We start from the raw sequence: 18,759 nt of genomic DNA on the forward strand, positions 1-18,759 counted from the left end.
TGAAATTAGATCACAAATTTATAAATTTATGCCTACAAAACGATTATGTAGCGCTGGCATTTATAATAAGACATTAATCTGATTTAATAAATGGCGCAATTAAATGGCCGTAGCGTCAATTTTATTTAAATTTGTACACACACAACTAAATATAAGCACAATGAAACCAATCAATTTTTTACCCATTGTTATGATTGCCGCCGCAGGGCTGGTGGCGTCGTGCACTACATCCAAACTGGCTACAACCAGCCAGAATGATGATGTTTATAATTCTGTGGCAAAGGCAAGAGAGGTGGAAATTATTCCGCAGCAGCAGTACGCCCAGAACCAAAATGATAATCAGAACCAGGATGGTTATGACGAATATTATGGTACCAGTAACCCGTATTATGATATGGATTACTCTTCCAGAATCAATCGCTTTTCTAATGGTACGAGCTGGAGAGGATATTATGACCCGTATTATGATAATTTTTCATATGGTAATTCTTATGGCGCCACCAATTATTTAGGTTATGGTGGTTTAGGCTGGAGTAGTGGTTATGGATTAGGTGGCTGGGGCGGTGGCTTTGGTATAGGACTTGGTTATGGCAGCATCTGGAATAATCCTTTTTACTATGGTAACATGGGTTTTGGCTGGAACAATTTTGGCTGGAATAACTGGGGGCCATATTCTTATTATGATCGCTTCGGTTGGGGCGGTGGCTGGTACGGCGGAGGCTGGGGCTATGGCGGTGGTTTCTACGGTGGCGGTATTTACACCGGCAACAACAGTTACAGGGCCAGACCAGGAAATACCATGAACAGCAGAGGTTATGGAAATAGCAATGGTGGCAGCAATATGGGCAGACCCAACAGATCGGGCGTAGCTCCTCAAAATGGTGCTTACAGACAAGGTTATGCACCTAATAACAATGCCGGAAGGCCAACCAGGAGTCAGGCTAACGGACAACAAGGTGGTTATTCAAGACCGGATGCCAATTACAGCAGGCCAGGCAGAAATGAAAATTATGCTCCTCAACCTCAAAGAACAGAGAGCAGGCCAACTTATTCTCCCCCTCCAACAAGCCGTGGCAGTAGCGGCGGCGGTTCTTATGGCGGCGGTGGCGGTGGCTCAAGACCATCAAGAGGAGGCAGAGGTTAATATTAGCAACACACAAATCAATGAAAAGATACATCCTAGTAACGATATTGGCTACAGTAGCCACTATAGGAACATCGTATGCCCAAAGTTATGCACCAGATGCATTTCGTTTTTCGCAAACAAATTATGGTAGCAGTGCCCGCTTTAAAGGTATGGGTGGTGCTCAAATTGGCGTAGGTGGCGACATTGGCTCCATCAGTGCTAATCCTGCCGGATTAGGCCTTTTTACAAAATCAGAATTTAGCATTACGCCGGAATTTAATTCCGTAGATAATAGCAGTTCGTTTTTAGGGAATAACATTAAATCAAACAAAAGTCAGATTAACCTGAATAATTTAGGCGTTGTATTTTATAGTCCGGCGGCAAAGGCAAAAGGTTCAGATGTAAATAAAGGCTTAGTGAGCACTGTTTTTGGGGTAAGTTATTCACGTAATAATGATTTCTTAAATAATATTGATTACAACGGCATCAACAATAATAACTCTATCAGAAATGCTTATGTTGATCAGGCGAATGATTTTGGTACTGACGGAACGATTGCCGGTGATGCCTACAGAAGTAGCTTAATTAACTTTGGTGCACCAGGCTTTACAAATAGCTATTCTGCAGCTCCTTTCGGCAACAATAACTTCAGTCAAAACTGGATCGAAAACAGATCCGGTTCCACATCTGAATTTAATGTAGCCGGTGCTTTAAATTTTTCTAATAAATTATACTTAGGTGCCACAGCTAGTTTTGTAAATGTCAGATACATCAGCGATGCTGTTTTTACAGAATCCGGTATATCGAACTGGTATAATGAAACCCAAAAAAGCTTTTCTGGAAATGAAAATTATAATCTGACTCAAATCAGAAACCAGGAAACAAAAGGCGGTGGATTTAACCTTAAATTAGGAATGATTTACAGGCCGATTAATGAATTGAGAATTGGTTTAAATTTCCAGACCCCTACCTGGATGAACATTCAGGATAATACGGCTGAAACGCTACAGGCCAATTTAAGTGGTAACAGTAATAACGGACCTGATAGCTTTAACAACGCTCCTCAATATTATACTTTTACCTACAACCTTCGTACGCCCTTGAAAGCTTCAGCTGGTTTAAGTTATGTTATCGGTGGCATGGCCCTGATTTCTGCAGACGTGGATTATGTTGACTACTCATCGATTCGCTTTTCAGCAGATAACGGTTCAGATTTAAGAACCATAAATGTGAATAATCAGGATGTTAAAAACTTTTACAAAGAAGCTGTGAATTACAGAGTGGGTGCAGAGGTTAAAGTAAGTCCGGAAATTAGTTTAAGAGCGGGTTATGGTTTAAATGGTAATGGTATTAAAGGTGGTGATAAATCATTTTATCAGGCTCAATACTATACCGGTGGTATTGGTTACCGCATTGATAATTATTATTTTGATGTTGCTTATCAAAACTATAAAACAAATTTTAACTCATCTCCATATGAGCTTTATAACTTCACAGAGCCAGTTGCAGATGTAAAAAGCAACCGAAACAATGTTTTTTTAACATTTGGTGTGAGATTCTAGTCTAAATAATTTTCAACAAAACGGGCCTTTGACATAAACACCAAAGGCCCGTTTTATTTTTCAGCGACATTAATCTCTTTTTCCCCATAGGCGACTCCTTCCGAAGTGATGCCTTGCACAATGATTTTAAATTTCCCCGTAAGATCTCCTGTATTAAAAACAAGCCTAGTATTTCCCGACTCGTGAAGCACTACCTGATAATTCCAATAAATGGTTGCGAAACTAATTGGTTCGCTCTTATTGGAAACATCAGAAGTGTAAAATTCTTTAGCCAAATGAATACCTTTCAGCATTCGTAAATTTGGTTTATCTTCATGATCGGTGCAACCAGCATAAACGATTGTGCCTCCGCCAGATCGTACGTAACTTTTCCCCTTAAGTGGCTTTCTATTGTCTTGGTATCCGGCATGATTTGCGCAGTTTAAAATATTATACCTACACACATAATCACCACATCGATTCGGTCCATGCTCAGCGAAATTTAGAAAATTGTCTTTTTTAGATTTAATCACTACATCTTTTAACGTAATGCCATTGGTGATATTTATAGATTGATTTAAATCATTCAATTTTGTTGTTTGATTTACCAAAAGACTGATTTTCTGATTTATTACTTCATTCCTAATCTCCTTTAAAGGATCATTTAAAAGAACTTCGTAATTGGCATATCTCTTATCGCCAATGTTTAGCCAAACTCTACCACGATCTTCTGAAAGTAAATTAGCAGCAGTCAGATTAAATTTCCCTAAACTATCCGTATTAATCACATTGATATTTGAGCCAGCAAAAGTGTTTAATATCAGCGGTGTCTTCAGCTGCTTCCTGTTTTTTAATACTTCACCACTATATTCCAATGAAACGAGCTTCGGCCTAACATTCGGCAGGCTTTCTGTCGGCCATTGGTATCTCCTCCACCCTCTCACCATTAACACCTCATTCAAATAATTGATATCATTATATTTAAGATTAAATTGATGAGTTGGCAAATCAGCAAGGAGTTGCTGAAAGAAATAAAAATCAGTGATGTTTTGATTGTTATGAATTGACAGTCTATTTGTCTGGACACAGCTCACAGAAACCATAGCTGGCAGGAGTTTATTCTGCCTTCCAATAGCATTCAGATCCAGCTCAACCGAATCTCTAGTGGTATAGTTTTCCTTATCTGTTATTACTGAAATTCGATTGATCTTATTATAATGCGCAAAAAAGATCCGTTCTGCAATGGGTTTATATTCATTATTTAATACCGTAAGTGCATACAAACCAATAGGAATAGAATCTAATTTGAACCGCATGTTTTGAGGACGATTTGCCTGCAGATCAAAACTTGATTGCAATAAAATATTTGAAAAATCATGAACCACAACATGAGCCTGCTGCTGATCATTACTTTCTATCTGTGCTTTCAATTCGTGATTTGAAATTGCAGAGCTTAGCCTAAGCGCTACACCATGATTTAAAATAGTGGGCAGGTCATATTGATTAAAGCCAGCTCCTATTATCTGAGCATAATAACGTTTAAGGCGATTTGGCTGAAAAACGAAACTTCCAATACCTTGTAAATTAGTATAAATGGTATCCAGAACTTTTTCATTTTCATATAAAACCGCCGTACCCTGAACTACATTTCCATTCTCAGTTTTGAGCTCAAAGCCAACCTTGTTTGTCAGGCCATCTATTAAATATCCACCTTCAGGATAAAAACTGAACTGATACATTTTTTCATCTTGCACTGGCAAGTTAAAATTCACATACTTTAGGTGATTATTCTTTTTAATCGAGATTTTAAGCAAATTATTTTTCTTTGTAATTTTTTCAGCGGGATAATTTATCATCAGCTCACCAATCACACTGCTCTTTGCTTTGCCAGTTTTGATGGTTTCGTCAGCATTGCCGATCTGATAATTGATCTCGGCGTTTTCTACAAAGCGATTATTCCCGGATAAAACTTGCAATAACACTGTTCCGTTTTTCGTTTGCTCATCAAAATTTTTAAAAATTGAAACGTTGGCAGTTAAGGGATTAATTGTGGTCGATTTTACAGTAATCGGTTGTGTAAATTCTCCATCGAAATGATCATTAATCTTCATATTTGTATGGGCAACAAACCGATATCTGCCACTTGGAAGTGAATCAGGCAGCGCTAAACTTCCGAAAGCAATCCCCTCTTTAATCAGGAACTTTTCCTGTAAAACGATGGAAGTGTCTGCGTTATTAACCAATGATAGATAAAGGGTGTGATATCGCTCAGATTCCGCTACCGTATTAAGCAAATAGCCTGTAAACCAAACCTGATCATTATTGGAATAGATATTTTTATCAAAATGAAGAAAAAGACTGGAATGATCTGAGTTTAAACCATATTGTTTCAAATTGATAGCTACACTGTCCAGCCTAAAATTTTGTGCCTGCACAAAACCATTTAAAAAAAGTAAGCAACAGATATAAATGATTTTTAAAGGCATAATGAGCGATATGCCTAAAATTCGAGATTTTATTTCAATTATTCAACTAAATCAGACCATAAAGTGCCTGGCCTTCTTTTCCCAATTCATCTATTTTTTGCTCAACACTAATGTCTTTGATCAGTTCTGGTGCGTGATGTGGTTTTTTCCTCGCATCAATAATTAGTGATCCCTTACATCCCCAGTGCTTGTTAATGGTAAAATCATTTACGCCATAAATATCTGCCGCAGGATTACTTCTGGTGAAAGCTACCCAAACTAAATTATCAATATTCATAGCCGTAAATTCGGCATCATCCGCGATAATGATCAGCGGCAAACCTGTTAAATTTTGATCGGTTAAAGAGATATTTAAGGCAGCGATTTCTGCGGCTGTTTTTTCTGCACTGATATATTTATCGCATTCCAGCACCATTACCCCGGGTATAGCCACTTCTGCTTTATAGCAGCCATCGCCTAACTTTAACTGCTCAGGGATTTTACGCCAAAGCTCACGTTTTTTTTCACCGGCGGCGGCAATAACGACTTTAGAACCACTGTTTAATCCATCGCCACTATAATCCAAAGTATCAATAGTGGTATTGGTATAAAAATGTACATCACGTGTAAAATCAATTCTTTCTAAAATATGGATTAAAAAATCTTCGATGTGATGGGTACTTAATTTTTCATCATCTTCTCTTGCAGCAATAAAAACATATTTTGCCAAACTCAACTGATTTTTACCCAGAATATGATTGGCAATGGTTAAAATCTCCTGAGGTCTTCTCTCTTTTAAATATGGCGTATATCGCTCACTGCCAATGGCGAAAAGCAAAGGATGGACCCCAGCAGCGTCAACAGCATGTACTTCTTTTAGACCATGAATTTCCTGCGGAATAGCTGAGCCGGTGATTTCATGGATCAGGGCACCAAAACTGGTATCTTCCTGTGGTGGACGCCCCACAACGGTAAACGACCAGATCGCATCTTTTTTATGATACACATTATGCACCTTCATTAAAGGGAAAGGATGGGTTAAACTGTAATAGCCTAAATGATCTCCAAAAGGGCCTTCGGGTTTATTTTCATTGGGATATACCATTCCGGTAATGATAAAATCAGCATCTGCAGAAATACAGAAACCTTCGTCATCATAAAAGTAACGGAATCTGCGATCGCCCAAAGCTCCGGCAAAAGTCATTTCTGATAACCCTTCTGGCAATGGCATTACGGCTGCCAAAGGATGGGAAGGCGGACCGCCAACAAAGATACTTACCTTTAAAGGCTGGCCAAGTTTATTGGCCTTTGATTGATGAACACCAATCCCCCTGTGGATCTGATAATGTAACCCAATTTCTTTGTCCTGAAGGTATTCATTTCCTGACAACTGGATCCTGTACATACCTAAATTGGCATTCAGGATGCCCGGCTTCTCTACATCTTCGGTATAAACCTGTGGCATCGTTACAAACGGGCCACCATCCATTGGCCAGTTTACAATTTGTGGCAAGGCACCAATTGTGGTTTTTAAAAATTTGTGCTTAGCAGAAGGCGTTTTCATCGGCAATGCTGATAAAGCTGACATTGCGGGGCCTGCATATTTGAAAGGATTTTTCAAAGCTTTCATTGGATCATTCCGCAAGGAAACCAATTGCTGTACTTTTGGTAAAGTATCCCTGAAAATAAATTTCGACCGTTCTAAGGTTCCGAATAAATTGGATACGGCCGGAAAGGAACTCCCCTTAACTTTTTCAAACAAGATCGCCGGCCCTTGATTTTCATAAATTCTTAAATGGATGGCGGCCATTTCTAAATATGGATCTACTTCTTCTTTTATCCTGATCAGATGACCGTTTTTTTCAAGGTCAGATACACATTCTGCTAAACTTCTGTATGCCATATTCAAAGATAGATATTTAGTGTTTTGATAAACGAAAAAGCCTCAGATAAACAGATATAATTAAATCTATTTAACTGAGGCAATGATCTGGTTACATCCGTTATTTTTTACCGGCGAATGAACGCAACATCCAGGTATTTTTTTCTTTAAACTGCATAAAACGGTTAACCATGTCGTTTGTTCCGTCATCTCCAGCCTCATCTGTAGCTTCTAAAAGTTCTCTTTCCAGTTCAATTAGTTTAGCCATATCATCTAAAATCGCATCAACCATATCAAGATCTTTCATGCCTATGGTATCAATTTCTTTAATATCAGATTCCTGAATGTAATCGGCAAAACGACTATGTGGTGGTTTTCCAAGCGTTAAAACCCTTTCGGCAATTTCATCAATGGTTAATTGTGCATTGGTATATAATTCTTCAAACTTTACGTGAAGCGTAAAAAAGTTCTGTCCTTTAATATTCCAGTGGCATCCTCTTAACTTCTGATAATGTATATGATAATTAGCCAGATAATCATTTAAAAGATCAACGACCGGTTTAACCTCTTTTTCGTTTAAACTTATTTCTTTAGCGTCCATATGAATTGTTTTTAATGTATTTAATGAGTTCGTAACAATTAAAAGAAACAAAAGTTTTAACCTTAATATCTCCCGGATACAATACCTTATTTATATGTTCGTTTATAATTCGATAAGACAGTAATTAACCTTCTTTACAAGTAATTGTGAATGAATTATATACTTCCAAAATCAGGTACAGGTTAAGTTATTTTTACAAAATACTGGTCTTGCTATCTGAATATGGTTTATAATATTATTCGTATAATTGCTTTCATTGACTTAGAAATTTATATAAAATAAATGCACAAAATATATTTATCTGCTGTTGTTTTGTTTGCCTTGAATGTGGCAAATGCGAAAGCCAACATAGCAAGAGACTCTATCGGCGTCGAAAATAACAATGGCAAAAAACTGATCGTTCATCAAATTGTAGCCAAAGACACGTATTATTCTGTTGGGCGGAGATACAATGTATCACCAAAAGATATTATAGCATTCAATCAGAATAAATACTTACAGGTTGGCGTAATCATTAAAGTGCCAACCAATATTCCATGGGGATCTGACAACAGTGCTCCTGCTGTTACGGCTTCAACTGAAGGCGGTGTTATTGAGTATATAGTTAAGGCAAAAGACAATTTAAACGCGATTGCCGAAAAGTACGGTACTACGGTTAATGAAATCAAGAAATTAAATAACCTTAAGGGAAATAATTTAAGCATCGGTCAGCTGCTTAAAATTCCGGCTAAAAATAGTACAGTTTTAAATACTCAGGACATTCCGGCGCAAACGGCAAAGGCCCAGCCAATACCTGCCGTACAACCAACACCTCCTGCTTCAACTGAACAAACCATGATTGAACATGTTGTGGCACCTAAGGAATTTCTGGGCAAAATTGCTGAGAAATATGGTACAACGGTTGAAGAAGTCAAAAAGGCCAATAATCTTTCAGGAAACAATCTGCGGATTGGACAGAAGTTAAAAATCCCTGCTACCAAAAATGTTGATGAGAATAAGATAGTCAGTGTTTCTGAACAACCTACTCCTGTAACAGATGCAACAAAACCTGTTGATGCGACCGGTACACATACTGTATTAAGAAACGAAACCATTTTCACTGTTGCCAAACAATATGGCATTACGGCTTATCAGTTGAGAAAATTAAATAACCTGCCTGATAATGCCATTACCATTGGCCAGGTGTTAAAAGTACCAGCTGGTATTGTTACCGATGTTCAGGTACCTAAAGATAAGCAGGCAGAACAAACTGTTGCAAAGCCAGCAACTGACACTTCAAAAGAGGAGAGTATCATTCATACTGTAGCAGATGGCGAAACTATTTTCACCATTGCCAAAAAATATAATGTTACGGCTTATCAGATCAGAACAGCCAACAAAATGGATGCAAACACCATTAAAAAGGATCAGAAATTGATTATTCCAAGACCTCCGCAGGCAAGATCTGTTAATGATCTATCAAGAGAAGAGCAGCAAAATGAGCCAGACAGCACGATGGTGAAAGACCCGAAACTTCGCCGCGATCCAAGTGTTTATGGCCTAAGCCAGATTGAAGAAAAAGGTACAGCCATATGGATTGCTGATGCAGATTTAGATAGTTCCAAAATGTTAGTGCTGCACCGCACTGCGCCTGTTGGCCGCGTGATTAAACTCACCAACCCAATGACAAACCGCACCACCTTTGCAAAAGTTGTTGGTAAATTTACAGAGAACGAATCCACAAAAGATGTTATTATTGTCATGACTAAAGCTGTAGCTGATTCATTGGGTGCTTTAGACAAGCGTTTTTTATGCAATTTAACCTATAGTGCGCAATGAGTTTAAACAAAAAGCCATTTGTAATTGGTATTGCCGGCGGTAGCGGATCTGGCAAAACTTTTTTTCTGAACTGTTTTCTGCATCATTTTAAACAAGATGAAGTCACACTGGTATCCCAGGATGATTATTACATTCCTGCCGGAGACATGACCCAGGAAGAAAATAAGCTCTATAATTTTGATCTTCCTTCTACAATAGATAGTCAGCAATTTCTAAAAGATATTAAGCAATTGCTGAATGGTGAGGTAGTTTATAAAAAAGAGTATAACTTTAATAATCCGCTGGCTGTAGTTAAGATCCTGGAGATCAAATCGGCACCGATTATTATAGTTGAAGGTCTTTTTATCCTTCATTTTAAAGAAATTTCAGGGCTTCTGGATCACACCATTTTTGTAGATGCTGATGAGCAGGTGGCTCTAGACAGGCGTGTTAAACGCGATGGCCTGGAACGCGGTTATCCAGAAGATGATGTGATTTATAAGTGGCACAACCATGTGGTACCTGCCTATAAGGAATACCTGTTGCCCTATAGGGAAGGCTGTAATAAAGTGGTGATGAACAATACCAATGAACCAGATGAATTGATCACCATTACGGAAGAGATTTCAAATGAACTCCGAAACAATATTCTGGTGAATATATACTAAATAAGAAAAGGATGTTTTTACCATCCTTTTCTTATTTACAATGTAAGTCTTAATATTAGATACTACATGGCGATATCACTACTATCTTTTTTGCTTTAGTTTACACTTCCAGATTCATTTCCGGAATTTCTCCTTCTACGATTAATTTACCCGAAGTAGATTGGCGTATAAATTCGACACTTACCCCAGGTGCCCGTTCAACAAGTTGAAAACCGCCTTCAGGTAAAACATTTAAAACGGCCAGTTCGGTTACAATCTTTTTAATGCATTTTACACCGGTTAAGGGCAAGGTACATGCTGATAATAATTTGCTTTCTCCAGCCTTATTAACATGCTGCATCGCTACAATGATATTTTTTGCGGAGGCTACTAAATCCATTGCACCACCCATTCCCTTCACCATTTTGCCTGGAATTTTCCAGTTGGCGATATCGCCGTTTTCTGAAACTTCCATCGCACCCAGAATGGTAAGGTCTACCTTCTGAGCCCTGATCATGCCAAAACTCATGGCCGAATCAAAAATAGATGAGCCAGGTAAAGTGGTGATGGTTTGCTTTCCGGCGTTGATTAAATCAGCATCCTCTTCCCCCTCAAAAGGAAATGGTCCCATGCCGAGCAAGCCATTTTCAGATTGTAAAACAACGTTAATGTTCTCAGGAATATAATTAGCAACCAAAGTAGGGATCCCTATTCCAAGGTTTACATAATAACCGTCTTTTATTTCTTTTGCGATGCGTTTCGCGATATCTTCTTTTGATAGTGACATATATAGTTTTGAATGAGCGGAATAATTAAATAATTATTGACTAAAGACTTTCGACTAAGGCATCAGGACTTAACCCTAACCGTTCGCTGTTCTATTCTTTTTTCATAATCTTTTCCCTGAAAGATACGGTGCACATAGATACCTGGGGTATGGATATGATCGGGATCTAATTCTCCAACTGGCACCAGTTCTTCTACCTCTGCTATGGTTACTTTACCAGCCATGGCCATTACCGGATTAAAATTTCTACTCGTCGATCTAAAAATTAAATTTCCTGCTGAATCTCCTTTCCAGGCTTTTACAATAGCAAAATCAGCATCAAATGCATATTCCAGCAGGTAATCTTTTCCATCAAAATTCCTGATTTCTTTCCCTTCAGCCACTTCAGTACCTACACCTGCAGGAGTAAAAATGGCAGGCATTCCATATCCGGCGGCTAAACAACGTGTAGCCAGTGTACCTTGCGGTATCAGGTCTACCTCTAATTCACCACTTAACAATTGTCGTTCAAATTCAGCATTTTCACCCACATATGAAGAGATCATTTTCTTTACCTGACGCTGTTTCAGCATTAAACCGATGCCAAAATCGTCAACACCGGCATTGTTGGAAATACAAGTCAGGTTGATTACAGCTTTCTTCACCAGGGCATTAATGCAATTTTCTGGAATACCACAAAGGCCGAAACCACCAAGCATTAGGGTAGCACCATCTGAAATATCTTTGATCGCTTCTTCAGCGCCTGATACCACTTTGTTTATCATATTATGAATTTTTGGTTAGTGTGCTAAATTAGTAAATGCCCTGATCAATTTCATACATCTACCTGTTTAAATCTTTTTCGACTATCATTTAATTGGAATTGATCTAAACAACACTTACCTTTGTTCTGCAATGATTTACGAGAGAGACGAAGACAAAACATTTATTATCCCAACAGATCCTGAATTTCAAAAAGGCATGGGTTTTATTTTTAGCTGTACAGCTGAACATAAAAAATGTTGTGAAAAATATAAAAAAGGAAAACGCTGCAAAAAATGTCCGGGCGATAAAAAGAAGTAGTTTTTTTAATTAATCGTTTTTTCGACTAACTTTTTTTGTTCAACTTCCTATCTCTATATTCCCATTCACCCGAATGTTTTCGTTTAAATTCCCGATTTCCTCTTCACAACTCACCTACTCCCTGCTCTTAATTCAAATAAACATAAGTAATTCCATCACCACCACGATCGGCATGCTCATCTTCCATCCGGTTTACCTGGCTATACTTCCGTAGATATTCGCGAATCATTTTTCTTAGAATACCATCGCCTTTTCCATGAATTAATTTGATAGACGGGAAGCCCAGCATAATGGCTTTATCCAGGTATTTCTCTACTTCAAACAATGCATCTTCAGTTCGTTTACCACGAAGATCCAGTTCAGCACGGAAACCGGAAACAGCCTCATTCATCCTGCCGGCAAAAGAACTGCCACTGCTTTGCACCACTTTTTTGGCTTCCTTATTGCTAATCCGCTGCACACGGCTTTTTTTTACTGTAGAACGTAAATCACCGATAGCCAAAACCAGTTCATTCCGATTAATTTCCAGTACAATCCCTGTAGTTTCACTGTCGGTAAACTTTACCCAGTCTCCAATGCTTATTTCACCACCCACTACAACAGGTGCAGGTTTCGGCCGCTCTTTCGGTAAGGTATTTTTAATCAGCTCCTGTTGCAAATTCTGACGAAGCACTTTGGTAACGGCTTTGTCGGCCTGATTTTCTTTAATCTCAGCGATAGTATTTTCTACCAGTTTATTGGCATTTTTAATAATATTCTGCGCCTCCTGCTTTGCTTCTTTAATTAAAACTCTTCTGTTTTCATCCAGAAATGCCCTTAATTTTTCATTTTCTGCGATTAAGTTTTTAGCCTTATTTTGTTGATTGGCCAGACTTACTTTTGCATCGTAAACATTCTTTTTATCTCGCTCTAAATCCACAAGCATGGTATCTACACGATTTTGGTTAGATCCCGTTTTCTCTCTGGCCAACTGAATAACTTCTTTCGGCAAACCTATATTCTGCGCAATTTCGAAAGCATATGAACTTCCTGGTTTACCCATTTCCAGGATGTAAAGCGGTTTCATTTTGGCATTATCGAAAAGCATGGACGCATTTTCCAAACCAGGTGTGTTCCCGGCAAACAACTTCAAATTAGAATAGTGAGTGGTAATCACACCGCGAACCTTTTTATTATTTAATACTTCCAGAACAGCTTCTGCCATTGGTCCGCCAAACTGCGGATCGGTACCTGTACCAAATTCATCAATTAAAACCATTGTTTTCGGCGAAGCATGCTCCACAAAATAGCGCATCTTTTTCAGGTGAGCACTGTAAGTACTTAAGTCACTTTCTATCGACTGATCATCTCCGATGTCAGCAAAGATATTTTCAAAAATCCCCACCTCACTATTGGCATCTACCGGGATTAAAAGACCGGTTTGCAACATAATCTGCAACAAACCAACTGTTTTCATACAAACCGATTTACCACCAGCATTTGGTCCGGATACCAATACCACCCTGGTTTCAGCGTCAATATGAATATTCAGCGGTGTTACTGATTTTTTCTCTGCCGCGAAAGAGATGGCCAGAAGCGGATGCCGGGCATTGATTAGTTTTGTTTTCGGCTCCTTCATTAAACCAGGCATTTCAGCCTCAATATCCAAAGCGAACAAAGCCTTCGCCCGTACAAAATCTAATTTAGTCAGAAAGCCATGATAGGAAAGCAATAAGGGGGAATAAGGGCGAAGGTCATCCGTAAGTGCCACTAAAATCTTAATGATCTCACGCCTTTTATCAAATTCTAAATCACGCAGCTTATTGTTAAGTGTAAACACTTCTTCGGGCTCAATATAAACCGTTTGACCTGTTGCTGATTCATCGTGTACAAATCCTTTCAGTTTTCGCTTATTTTCTGCTAAAACCGGGATACACATTCTGCCGTCGCGAATGGTTAAACTTCCATCAGCTACCCAGTTATTGGCTATGGCTTGCTTGTAAATGGAATCCATCCGCTTACGCACATCCTGCTCTGCACGTGAAATGGCGGAAGTAATTTCCTGTAATTCTTTCGAAGCATTTGGCTTGATTTTACCTTTGGCATCAATAACGGTTTCGATTTTACGGAGAATATTTTTTTCAATCGGCAAATGCTCAAAAAGTGCCTCCAGCGTTGGATAAACCTCTGCTCTTTCTTCAAAAAACCGCAAAACTGAAAAAACAGTTTGCAATGATGTGTAAACCTGAAACCACTCCTCTTCCAGGAGATAGGTGCCTTCCACCCTGATCTTATCAACCAGAGATTTGATATCAAAAAAGGTATTGATTTGTAATGGTTCCTGATTTTGCAGGATACTTTTAAATTCGTGGGTTTGACGTAAAAATTTATCGATCTGATCAAAACGGTTCATCACCTGCATCTTTAACACCATCGATTGGCCCATCGGACTTAAACAATGCTTGCTAATGAGTTGCCTTATCTCTACAAAACCTAAACGTTCTAAACAATTTTCGGGATATAACATATTATTGTACAGCTACTGATAATGGTTTATAATCACTGTTTTTTTTAGTGTTTATAAGCGAATCAGCTTGTGCCTTCTTTTTTTTAATTTGTGCTTCAGCTTTAACTTTGGATAAAGAATCCGTTTTCATCTTTTTTCTGATGGATAAAGAATCAGCTTTGAATGTTTTAACAATCTTAAGTGAGTCTGCTTTAAATCTCTTTTTTTGCATCAATGAGTCGGCCTGCTTGAGTTTAAGCTTTTGATGGTCTAAACGAGCCGAGATGACCTTATAGATGTCCTGCAATTTTTCAGGGTTCTGGTAATAATAGTTTAAGCTTCTGGTATATTGTGCAGAATCAGTATTAAATTTTTTATAAATCCCCTTATAATAGGTAGCCGCCACTTTGCGTGCAGAATCCTGCACGTAAATGGTAGAGATATAACCGTCTACCACGTGGATGTCATATAAAATCCCCTCCATTCTTTCCGTATCAATGATGCCTTCAGGTGTTTTGGATTTGCAGCCCAAACCCACCACAGCAACAATTAAACCCCACATTAATCTTTTCATGCTCAATTAAAATATTATTTTTTGCCCAAATTGCGGCAAGGTTGTTAATTTTACCCAAAAATAGTTATAAATGAGCATAGCTGATAATCTTAAACAATATAAAAGCGAAGTAGAGGCCGACGGTGTCAAGCTGATTGCTGTTTCAAAAACACAGTCGGCAGAGACCATATTAGAAGCTTACGAGGCAGGACAACGTATTTTTGGCGAAAATATGGTTCAGGAGATGGTAGATAAACAGGCACAGCTTCCCGAAGATATTGAATGGCATTTAATTGGTCATCTGCAAAGCAATAAGGTAAAATATATTGCCCCTTTCGTTCGCCTGATTCATGGTGTGGACAGCTTGAAATTACTACAGGAAATTAATAAGCAGGCACTTAAACATAAACGGGTTATTGACTGTCTGCTGCAAATCTATATCGCAGATGAAGAAACTAAATTCGGACTCGCCCATGATGAGGCTATTGAATTACTTCGCTCAGCTGAATACGCTGAAATGAAAAACATTCGCATTACCGGTTTAATGGGGATTGCAACAAACACCAAAAACGAAAAGCAAATTATAATCGAATTTAATGAATTGAAAGTGTTTTTTGACGGATTAAAAGCGAGCTTTTTCAAAAATGAAGATTCTTTTAAAGAGATTTCAACCGGGATGAGTGCCGACTATAAAATCGCGATAGAAGAAGGAAGCACGATGGTACGCATCGGAAGCAGTATTTTCGGGAAGCGCATCATCAAGCATTTTAAAAACACCTCAGAAAATCCTTCATGAATTTAAAAATAAGAGTAGCAGAAGCTAAAGATTGCGGCCGGATGATGGAACTTATTCATGAGCTGGCGGTTTATGAACGTGCACCGGAAGAAGTTACTGTAAGCCCTGAGCATTTTATGGAAGCAGGCTTCGGGCAAAACCCGGTTTGGAAAGCATTTGTTGCAGAGGTAAATGATCAGGTTATTGGCTTTGCCTTATATTATACCCGCTATTCGACCTGGAAAGGCTGTAGGTTATACCTCGAAGATTTTATTGTGACAGAAGAGTTCAGGGGCCGGGGCATTGGAAAGATACTTTTTGAAAAAGTAATTGAAACCGCTAAAAGCGGAAACTATAGCGGAATGGTTTGGCAGGTGTTAGACTGGAATGAACCCGCTATTAATTTCTATCATAAGTATCAGGCACATCTAGAAAGCGGATGGTTAAACGCCGCACTTTCTACAGATCAGGTTAAGGCATTTTAATATGGATATTTACAAATTCGGAGGTGCCTCAGTAAAAGATGCTGCTGGCGTAAAAAACCTTTCAGCCATTGTACGCGATTATCAGAACGGTAAATTACTGATCGTGGTTTCTGCAATGGGGAAAATCACAAATAAGCTGGAAGAATTAACAGCGGCTTATCTGAATGGAAGTGAGGATACATCTGTACGCTTTGAGGAAATTAAACACTTCCATTTTCAGATTATTGAAGAACTTTTTGAAGGCAAATCACATTCCATTTATGATGATGTGGCCAACACCTTTGTAGAAATTGATTGGTTAATTGAAGAGGAGCCGGACAACGATGCAGATTATATTTACGATCAGATTGTATCTATCGGCGAGGTGGTTTCCACAAAAATCGTAGCAGCCTGGCTGAATGAATGTGGCAATAAAGCCTTGTGGACAGATGCCCGGAATTTTATCCAAACCGATAATACCTATCGGGAAGGAAAAGTTGACTGGACAAAGACCAGCCAGATCATTCAGAAAGACCTTGTACCTTTACTTGAGCAGAATATTATAGTTACCCAGGGTTTTATTGGTGGTACAAGTGAAAACTATACCACTACTTTGGGCAGAGAAGGTTCTGATTATTCTGCTGCCATATTTGCTTCCTGCCTGGATGCAGTAGCCTTAACCATCTGGAAAGATGTACCTGGTGTTTTAAATGCTGACCCTAAATGGTTTGACGAAACGGAACTGATTGCCCAGCTTTCCTATCATGATGCCATTGAACTCACCTATTATGGTGCTACAGTAATTCATCCAAAAACGATAAAACCTTTACAAAACAAGGGAATTCCGTTATTCGTGAGATCTTTTATTCAGCCTGAAGGTAAGGGCACAGCCATTACCAAAAATAATAATCCTTTGCCTGTACCCTCTTTTATATTTAAGATTAACCAGGCACTGATTTCCATTTTTCCAAAAGACTATTCTTTCATTATCGAAGAAAATCTCAGTAATATCTTTGAACTTTTCCATAAGCATAAGATTAAGATCAATACCATGCTGAACTCGGCCATTAGCTTTTCGGTTAGTATTGACGATCATCCTGAAAGAATCGAATGCCTGATTAAAGATCTTTCCACCGAATTTACGATTAAGTATAATAAAGGACTTGAGTTAGTTACCATCCGTTATTACAACCAGAACACGATAGACAGGGTTACGGTGGATAAAGAAATATTACTGGAAGTAAAAAGCCGCCATACCTGCCAGATGGTGATGAAAAATAAGGCCTAATAAGATAAGCCTTTCAGGAATTAAGCATCCATCCGCTGTCAAACGAAACGGACCATGCTTCTGATGATTTAATTAAAAAAAATGAATGATCAACTTTTAACTAAAGCCGTACAGGAATACATCAATGCCAACCTCCATGCAGATGTTAACAAAATTGCTTTAGCTAAAAGTAAGTTTCCGGGTGTCACTTCTGCCGAACTGGCGGGCCAGATTCTGAGTAAAAAAAAATCAGAAAAGAAATTACCAAGCTGGTTTCATACCTCAGGCATTTACTATCCGCCAGCTTTATCTATTGAGCAGACATCATCAGAAATTACGGCCAGATACAAATCAAAATTAGCTGCAGGACGTTCATTAATCGACCTCACGGGTGGCTTTGGTGTAGATGCGCATTACTTTGCCAAACAGTTGGATACCGTTACCCATTGTGAAATTAATACGGAGTTATCAGGTATAGCGGCCTATAATTCCAGGGTGCTAAAATCAGACAACATTCATTTCAAACCTGTGAATGGCATAGCATATTTGACTGAAACGACAAAACAATATGATACCATTTATGTAGACCCTGCCCGCAGGGCTGGATCAGGCAAAGTATTTATGTTGAAAGACTGTACGCCTGATGTAAACACTCATCTTGACTTATTATTACAAAAATCGCAGCGGCTGATGATTAAAACAGCTCCTCTGCTGGATATTACGGCAGGTTTAAATGAACTTAAACAAGTTAGTGAAATTCATATTGTAAGTATAAAAAATGAATGCAAGGAGTTGTTATGGATTATTGATCATGAATTTAAAGGTGAGCCAACCATTTTTTCTGTTTCACTCAACGAAAAAGAAAAGGTATTTTCTTTTAAAAAATCAGAAAGCCATGTCAATCCACAATATGCGGATGAAATCTCTGACTTTAAATATTTATATGAACCTGATGCAGCCTTACTTAAATCTGGAGCATTTAATCTGATTGGGCAAACTTATAATTTAACGAAACTACATCCACAAACGCAGCTTTATGTTGGCCATTCCGTTAATCATCTTTTTCCCGGAAGGATCTTCGAAATCCAGTCGATCCTGGCAGCGGCAGAGTTAAAAAAAGCAACTGATTTAACCGGAAATATTATCGTAAGGAACTATCCTGCTGAACCTGAAAACCTGGCTAAAAAATATAAAATCAAGCCGGATCATGATCAGTTTCTAATCTTTACCAAGACCGCAAAAGAAGCATATCTCATTATCAAATCCAAAATTATACAGCACTATTAATAAAAAAGCCCTTCATCATG

Annotated in this window: 15 protein-coding genes; 8 read left to right on the plus strand and 7 right to left on the minus strand. The window is 38.5% G+C overall.

Translation table 11 applies throughout. The annotated features are described in order from the left end of the window. Window positions 1–160 precede the first annotated feature (160 nt). Window positions 161–1,144, plus strand: a complete 984-nt coding sequence (locus OQX64_RS08030; RefSeq protein ID WP_088302998.1) for a hypothetical protein — start codon at window positions 161–163, stop codon at window positions 1,142–1,144. 20 nt (window positions 1,145–1,164) lie between these two features. Beyond that, the gene (locus tag OQX64_RS08035; protein ID WP_088302999.1) at window positions 1,165–2,688 is read left to right on the plus strand and encodes an OmpP1/FadL family transporter; all 1,524 of its coding nucleotides are present in this window, start codon (window positions 1,165–1,167) and stop codon (window positions 2,686–2,688) included. Between the two features lie 53 nt (window positions 2,689–2,741). Here the strand turns inward: OQX64_RS08035 and OQX64_RS08040 are convergent, their stop codons facing one another. From OQX64_RS08040 to OQX64_RS08050, 3 genes are all read right to left on the minus strand, one after another. Further along, window positions 2,742–5,153, minus strand: coding sequence for a hypothetical protein (locus OQX64_RS08040; protein ID WP_265818369.1), 2,412 nt, complete (start codon window positions 5,151–5,153; stop codon window positions 2,742–2,744). Between the two features lie 46 nt (window positions 5,154–5,199). Further along, window positions 5,200–7,035: a UbiD family decarboxylase gene (locus OQX64_RS08045; RefSeq protein WP_265818370.1), complete on the minus strand. Its 1,836-nt coding sequence runs from the start codon at window positions 7,033–7,035 to the stop codon at window positions 5,200–5,202. Between the two features lie 100 nt (window positions 7,036–7,135). Continuing rightward, window positions 7,136–7,615 (minus strand): Dps family protein, encoded by a 480-nt coding sequence (locus OQX64_RS08050; RefSeq protein ID WP_088303002.1) that lies wholly within the window; start codon window positions 7,613–7,615, stop codon window positions 7,136–7,138. Between the two features lie 282 nt (window positions 7,616–7,897). Here OQX64_RS08050 and OQX64_RS08055 point away from each other — a divergent pair, with 282 nt between their 5' ends. Continuing rightward, window positions 7,898–9,433, plus strand: a complete 1,536-nt coding sequence (locus OQX64_RS08055; RefSeq protein ID WP_265818371.1) for a LysM peptidoglycan-binding domain-containing protein — start codon at window positions 7,898–7,900, stop codon at window positions 9,431–9,433. Next, the gene (locus OQX64_RS08060) at window positions 9,430–10,080 is read left to right on the plus strand and encodes a uridine kinase family protein (RefSeq protein ID WP_088303004.1); all 651 of its coding nucleotides are present in this window, start codon (window positions 9,430–9,432) and stop codon (window positions 10,078–10,080) included. Before OQX64_RS08055 ends, OQX64_RS08060 begins: the two co-directional genes overlap by 4 nt. A 100-nt stretch (window positions 10,081–10,180) precedes the next feature. On the opposite strand, the gene OQX64_RS08065 is transcribed toward OQX64_RS08060, so the two are convergent. The 4 genes from OQX64_RS08065 to OQX64_RS08080 all read right to left on the minus strand — a co-directional run bounded on the left by OQX64_RS08065 (window position 10,181) and on the right by OQX64_RS08080 (window position 14,967). Then, window positions 10,181–10,846: a CoA transferase subunit B gene (locus tag OQX64_RS08065; RefSeq protein ID WP_265818372.1), complete on the minus strand. Its 666-nt coding sequence runs from the start codon at window positions 10,844–10,846 to the stop codon at window positions 10,181–10,183. 62 nt (window positions 10,847–10,908) lie between these two features. After that, window positions 10,909–11,610: a CoA transferase subunit A gene (locus OQX64_RS08070; protein WP_265818373.1), complete on the minus strand. Its 702-nt coding sequence runs from the start codon at window positions 11,608–11,610 to the stop codon at window positions 10,909–10,911. A gap of 425 nt (window positions 11,611–12,035) precedes the next feature. Continuing rightward, entirely contained in the window at window positions 12,036–14,414 is a 2,379-nt protein-coding gene (locus tag OQX64_RS08075; protein ID WP_265818374.1) for an endonuclease MutS2, read from the minus strand. Window position 14,415: 1 nt separating this feature from the next. Beyond that, window positions 14,416–14,967, minus strand: coding sequence for a DUF4296 domain-containing protein (locus tag OQX64_RS08080; protein ID WP_265818375.1), 552 nt, complete (start codon window positions 14,965–14,967; stop codon window positions 14,416–14,418). 70 nt (window positions 14,968–15,037) lie between these two features. Here OQX64_RS08080 and OQX64_RS08085 point away from each other — a divergent pair, with 70 nt between their 5' ends. The 4 genes from OQX64_RS08085 (at window position 15,038) to OQX64_RS08100 (ending at window position 18,739) form a co-directional block, all read left to right on the plus strand. Continuing rightward, window positions 15,038–15,742, plus strand: a complete 705-nt coding sequence (locus tag OQX64_RS08085; RefSeq protein ID WP_265818376.1) for a YggS family pyridoxal phosphate-dependent enzyme — start codon at window positions 15,038–15,040, stop codon at window positions 15,740–15,742. Then, window positions 15,739–16,206, plus strand: a complete 468-nt coding sequence (locus OQX64_RS08090; protein WP_265818377.1) for a GNAT family N-acetyltransferase — start codon at window positions 15,739–15,741, stop codon at window positions 16,204–16,206. Before OQX64_RS08085 ends, OQX64_RS08090 begins: the two co-directional genes overlap by 4 nt. A gap of 1 nt (window position 16,207) precedes the next feature. After that, the gene (locus tag OQX64_RS08095; RefSeq protein ID WP_265818378.1) at window positions 16,208–17,473 is read left to right on the plus strand and encodes an aspartate kinase; all 1,266 of its coding nucleotides are present in this window, start codon (window positions 16,208–16,210) and stop codon (window positions 17,471–17,473) included. 81 nt (window positions 17,474–17,554) lie between these two features. Continuing rightward, on the plus strand, window positions 17,555–18,739 hold the full coding sequence (locus OQX64_RS08100) for a class I SAM-dependent methyltransferase (RefSeq protein ID WP_088303012.1): 1,185 nt from the start codon (window positions 17,555–17,557) through the stop codon (window positions 18,737–18,739). Window positions 18,740–18,759 lie beyond the last annotated feature (20 nt).

This window comes from Pedobacter sp. GR22-10 (assembly GCF_026239715.1).
In the GTDB taxonomy this organism is placed as follows: domain Bacteria; phylum Bacteroidota; class Bacteroidia; order Sphingobacteriales; family Sphingobacteriaceae; genus Pedobacter.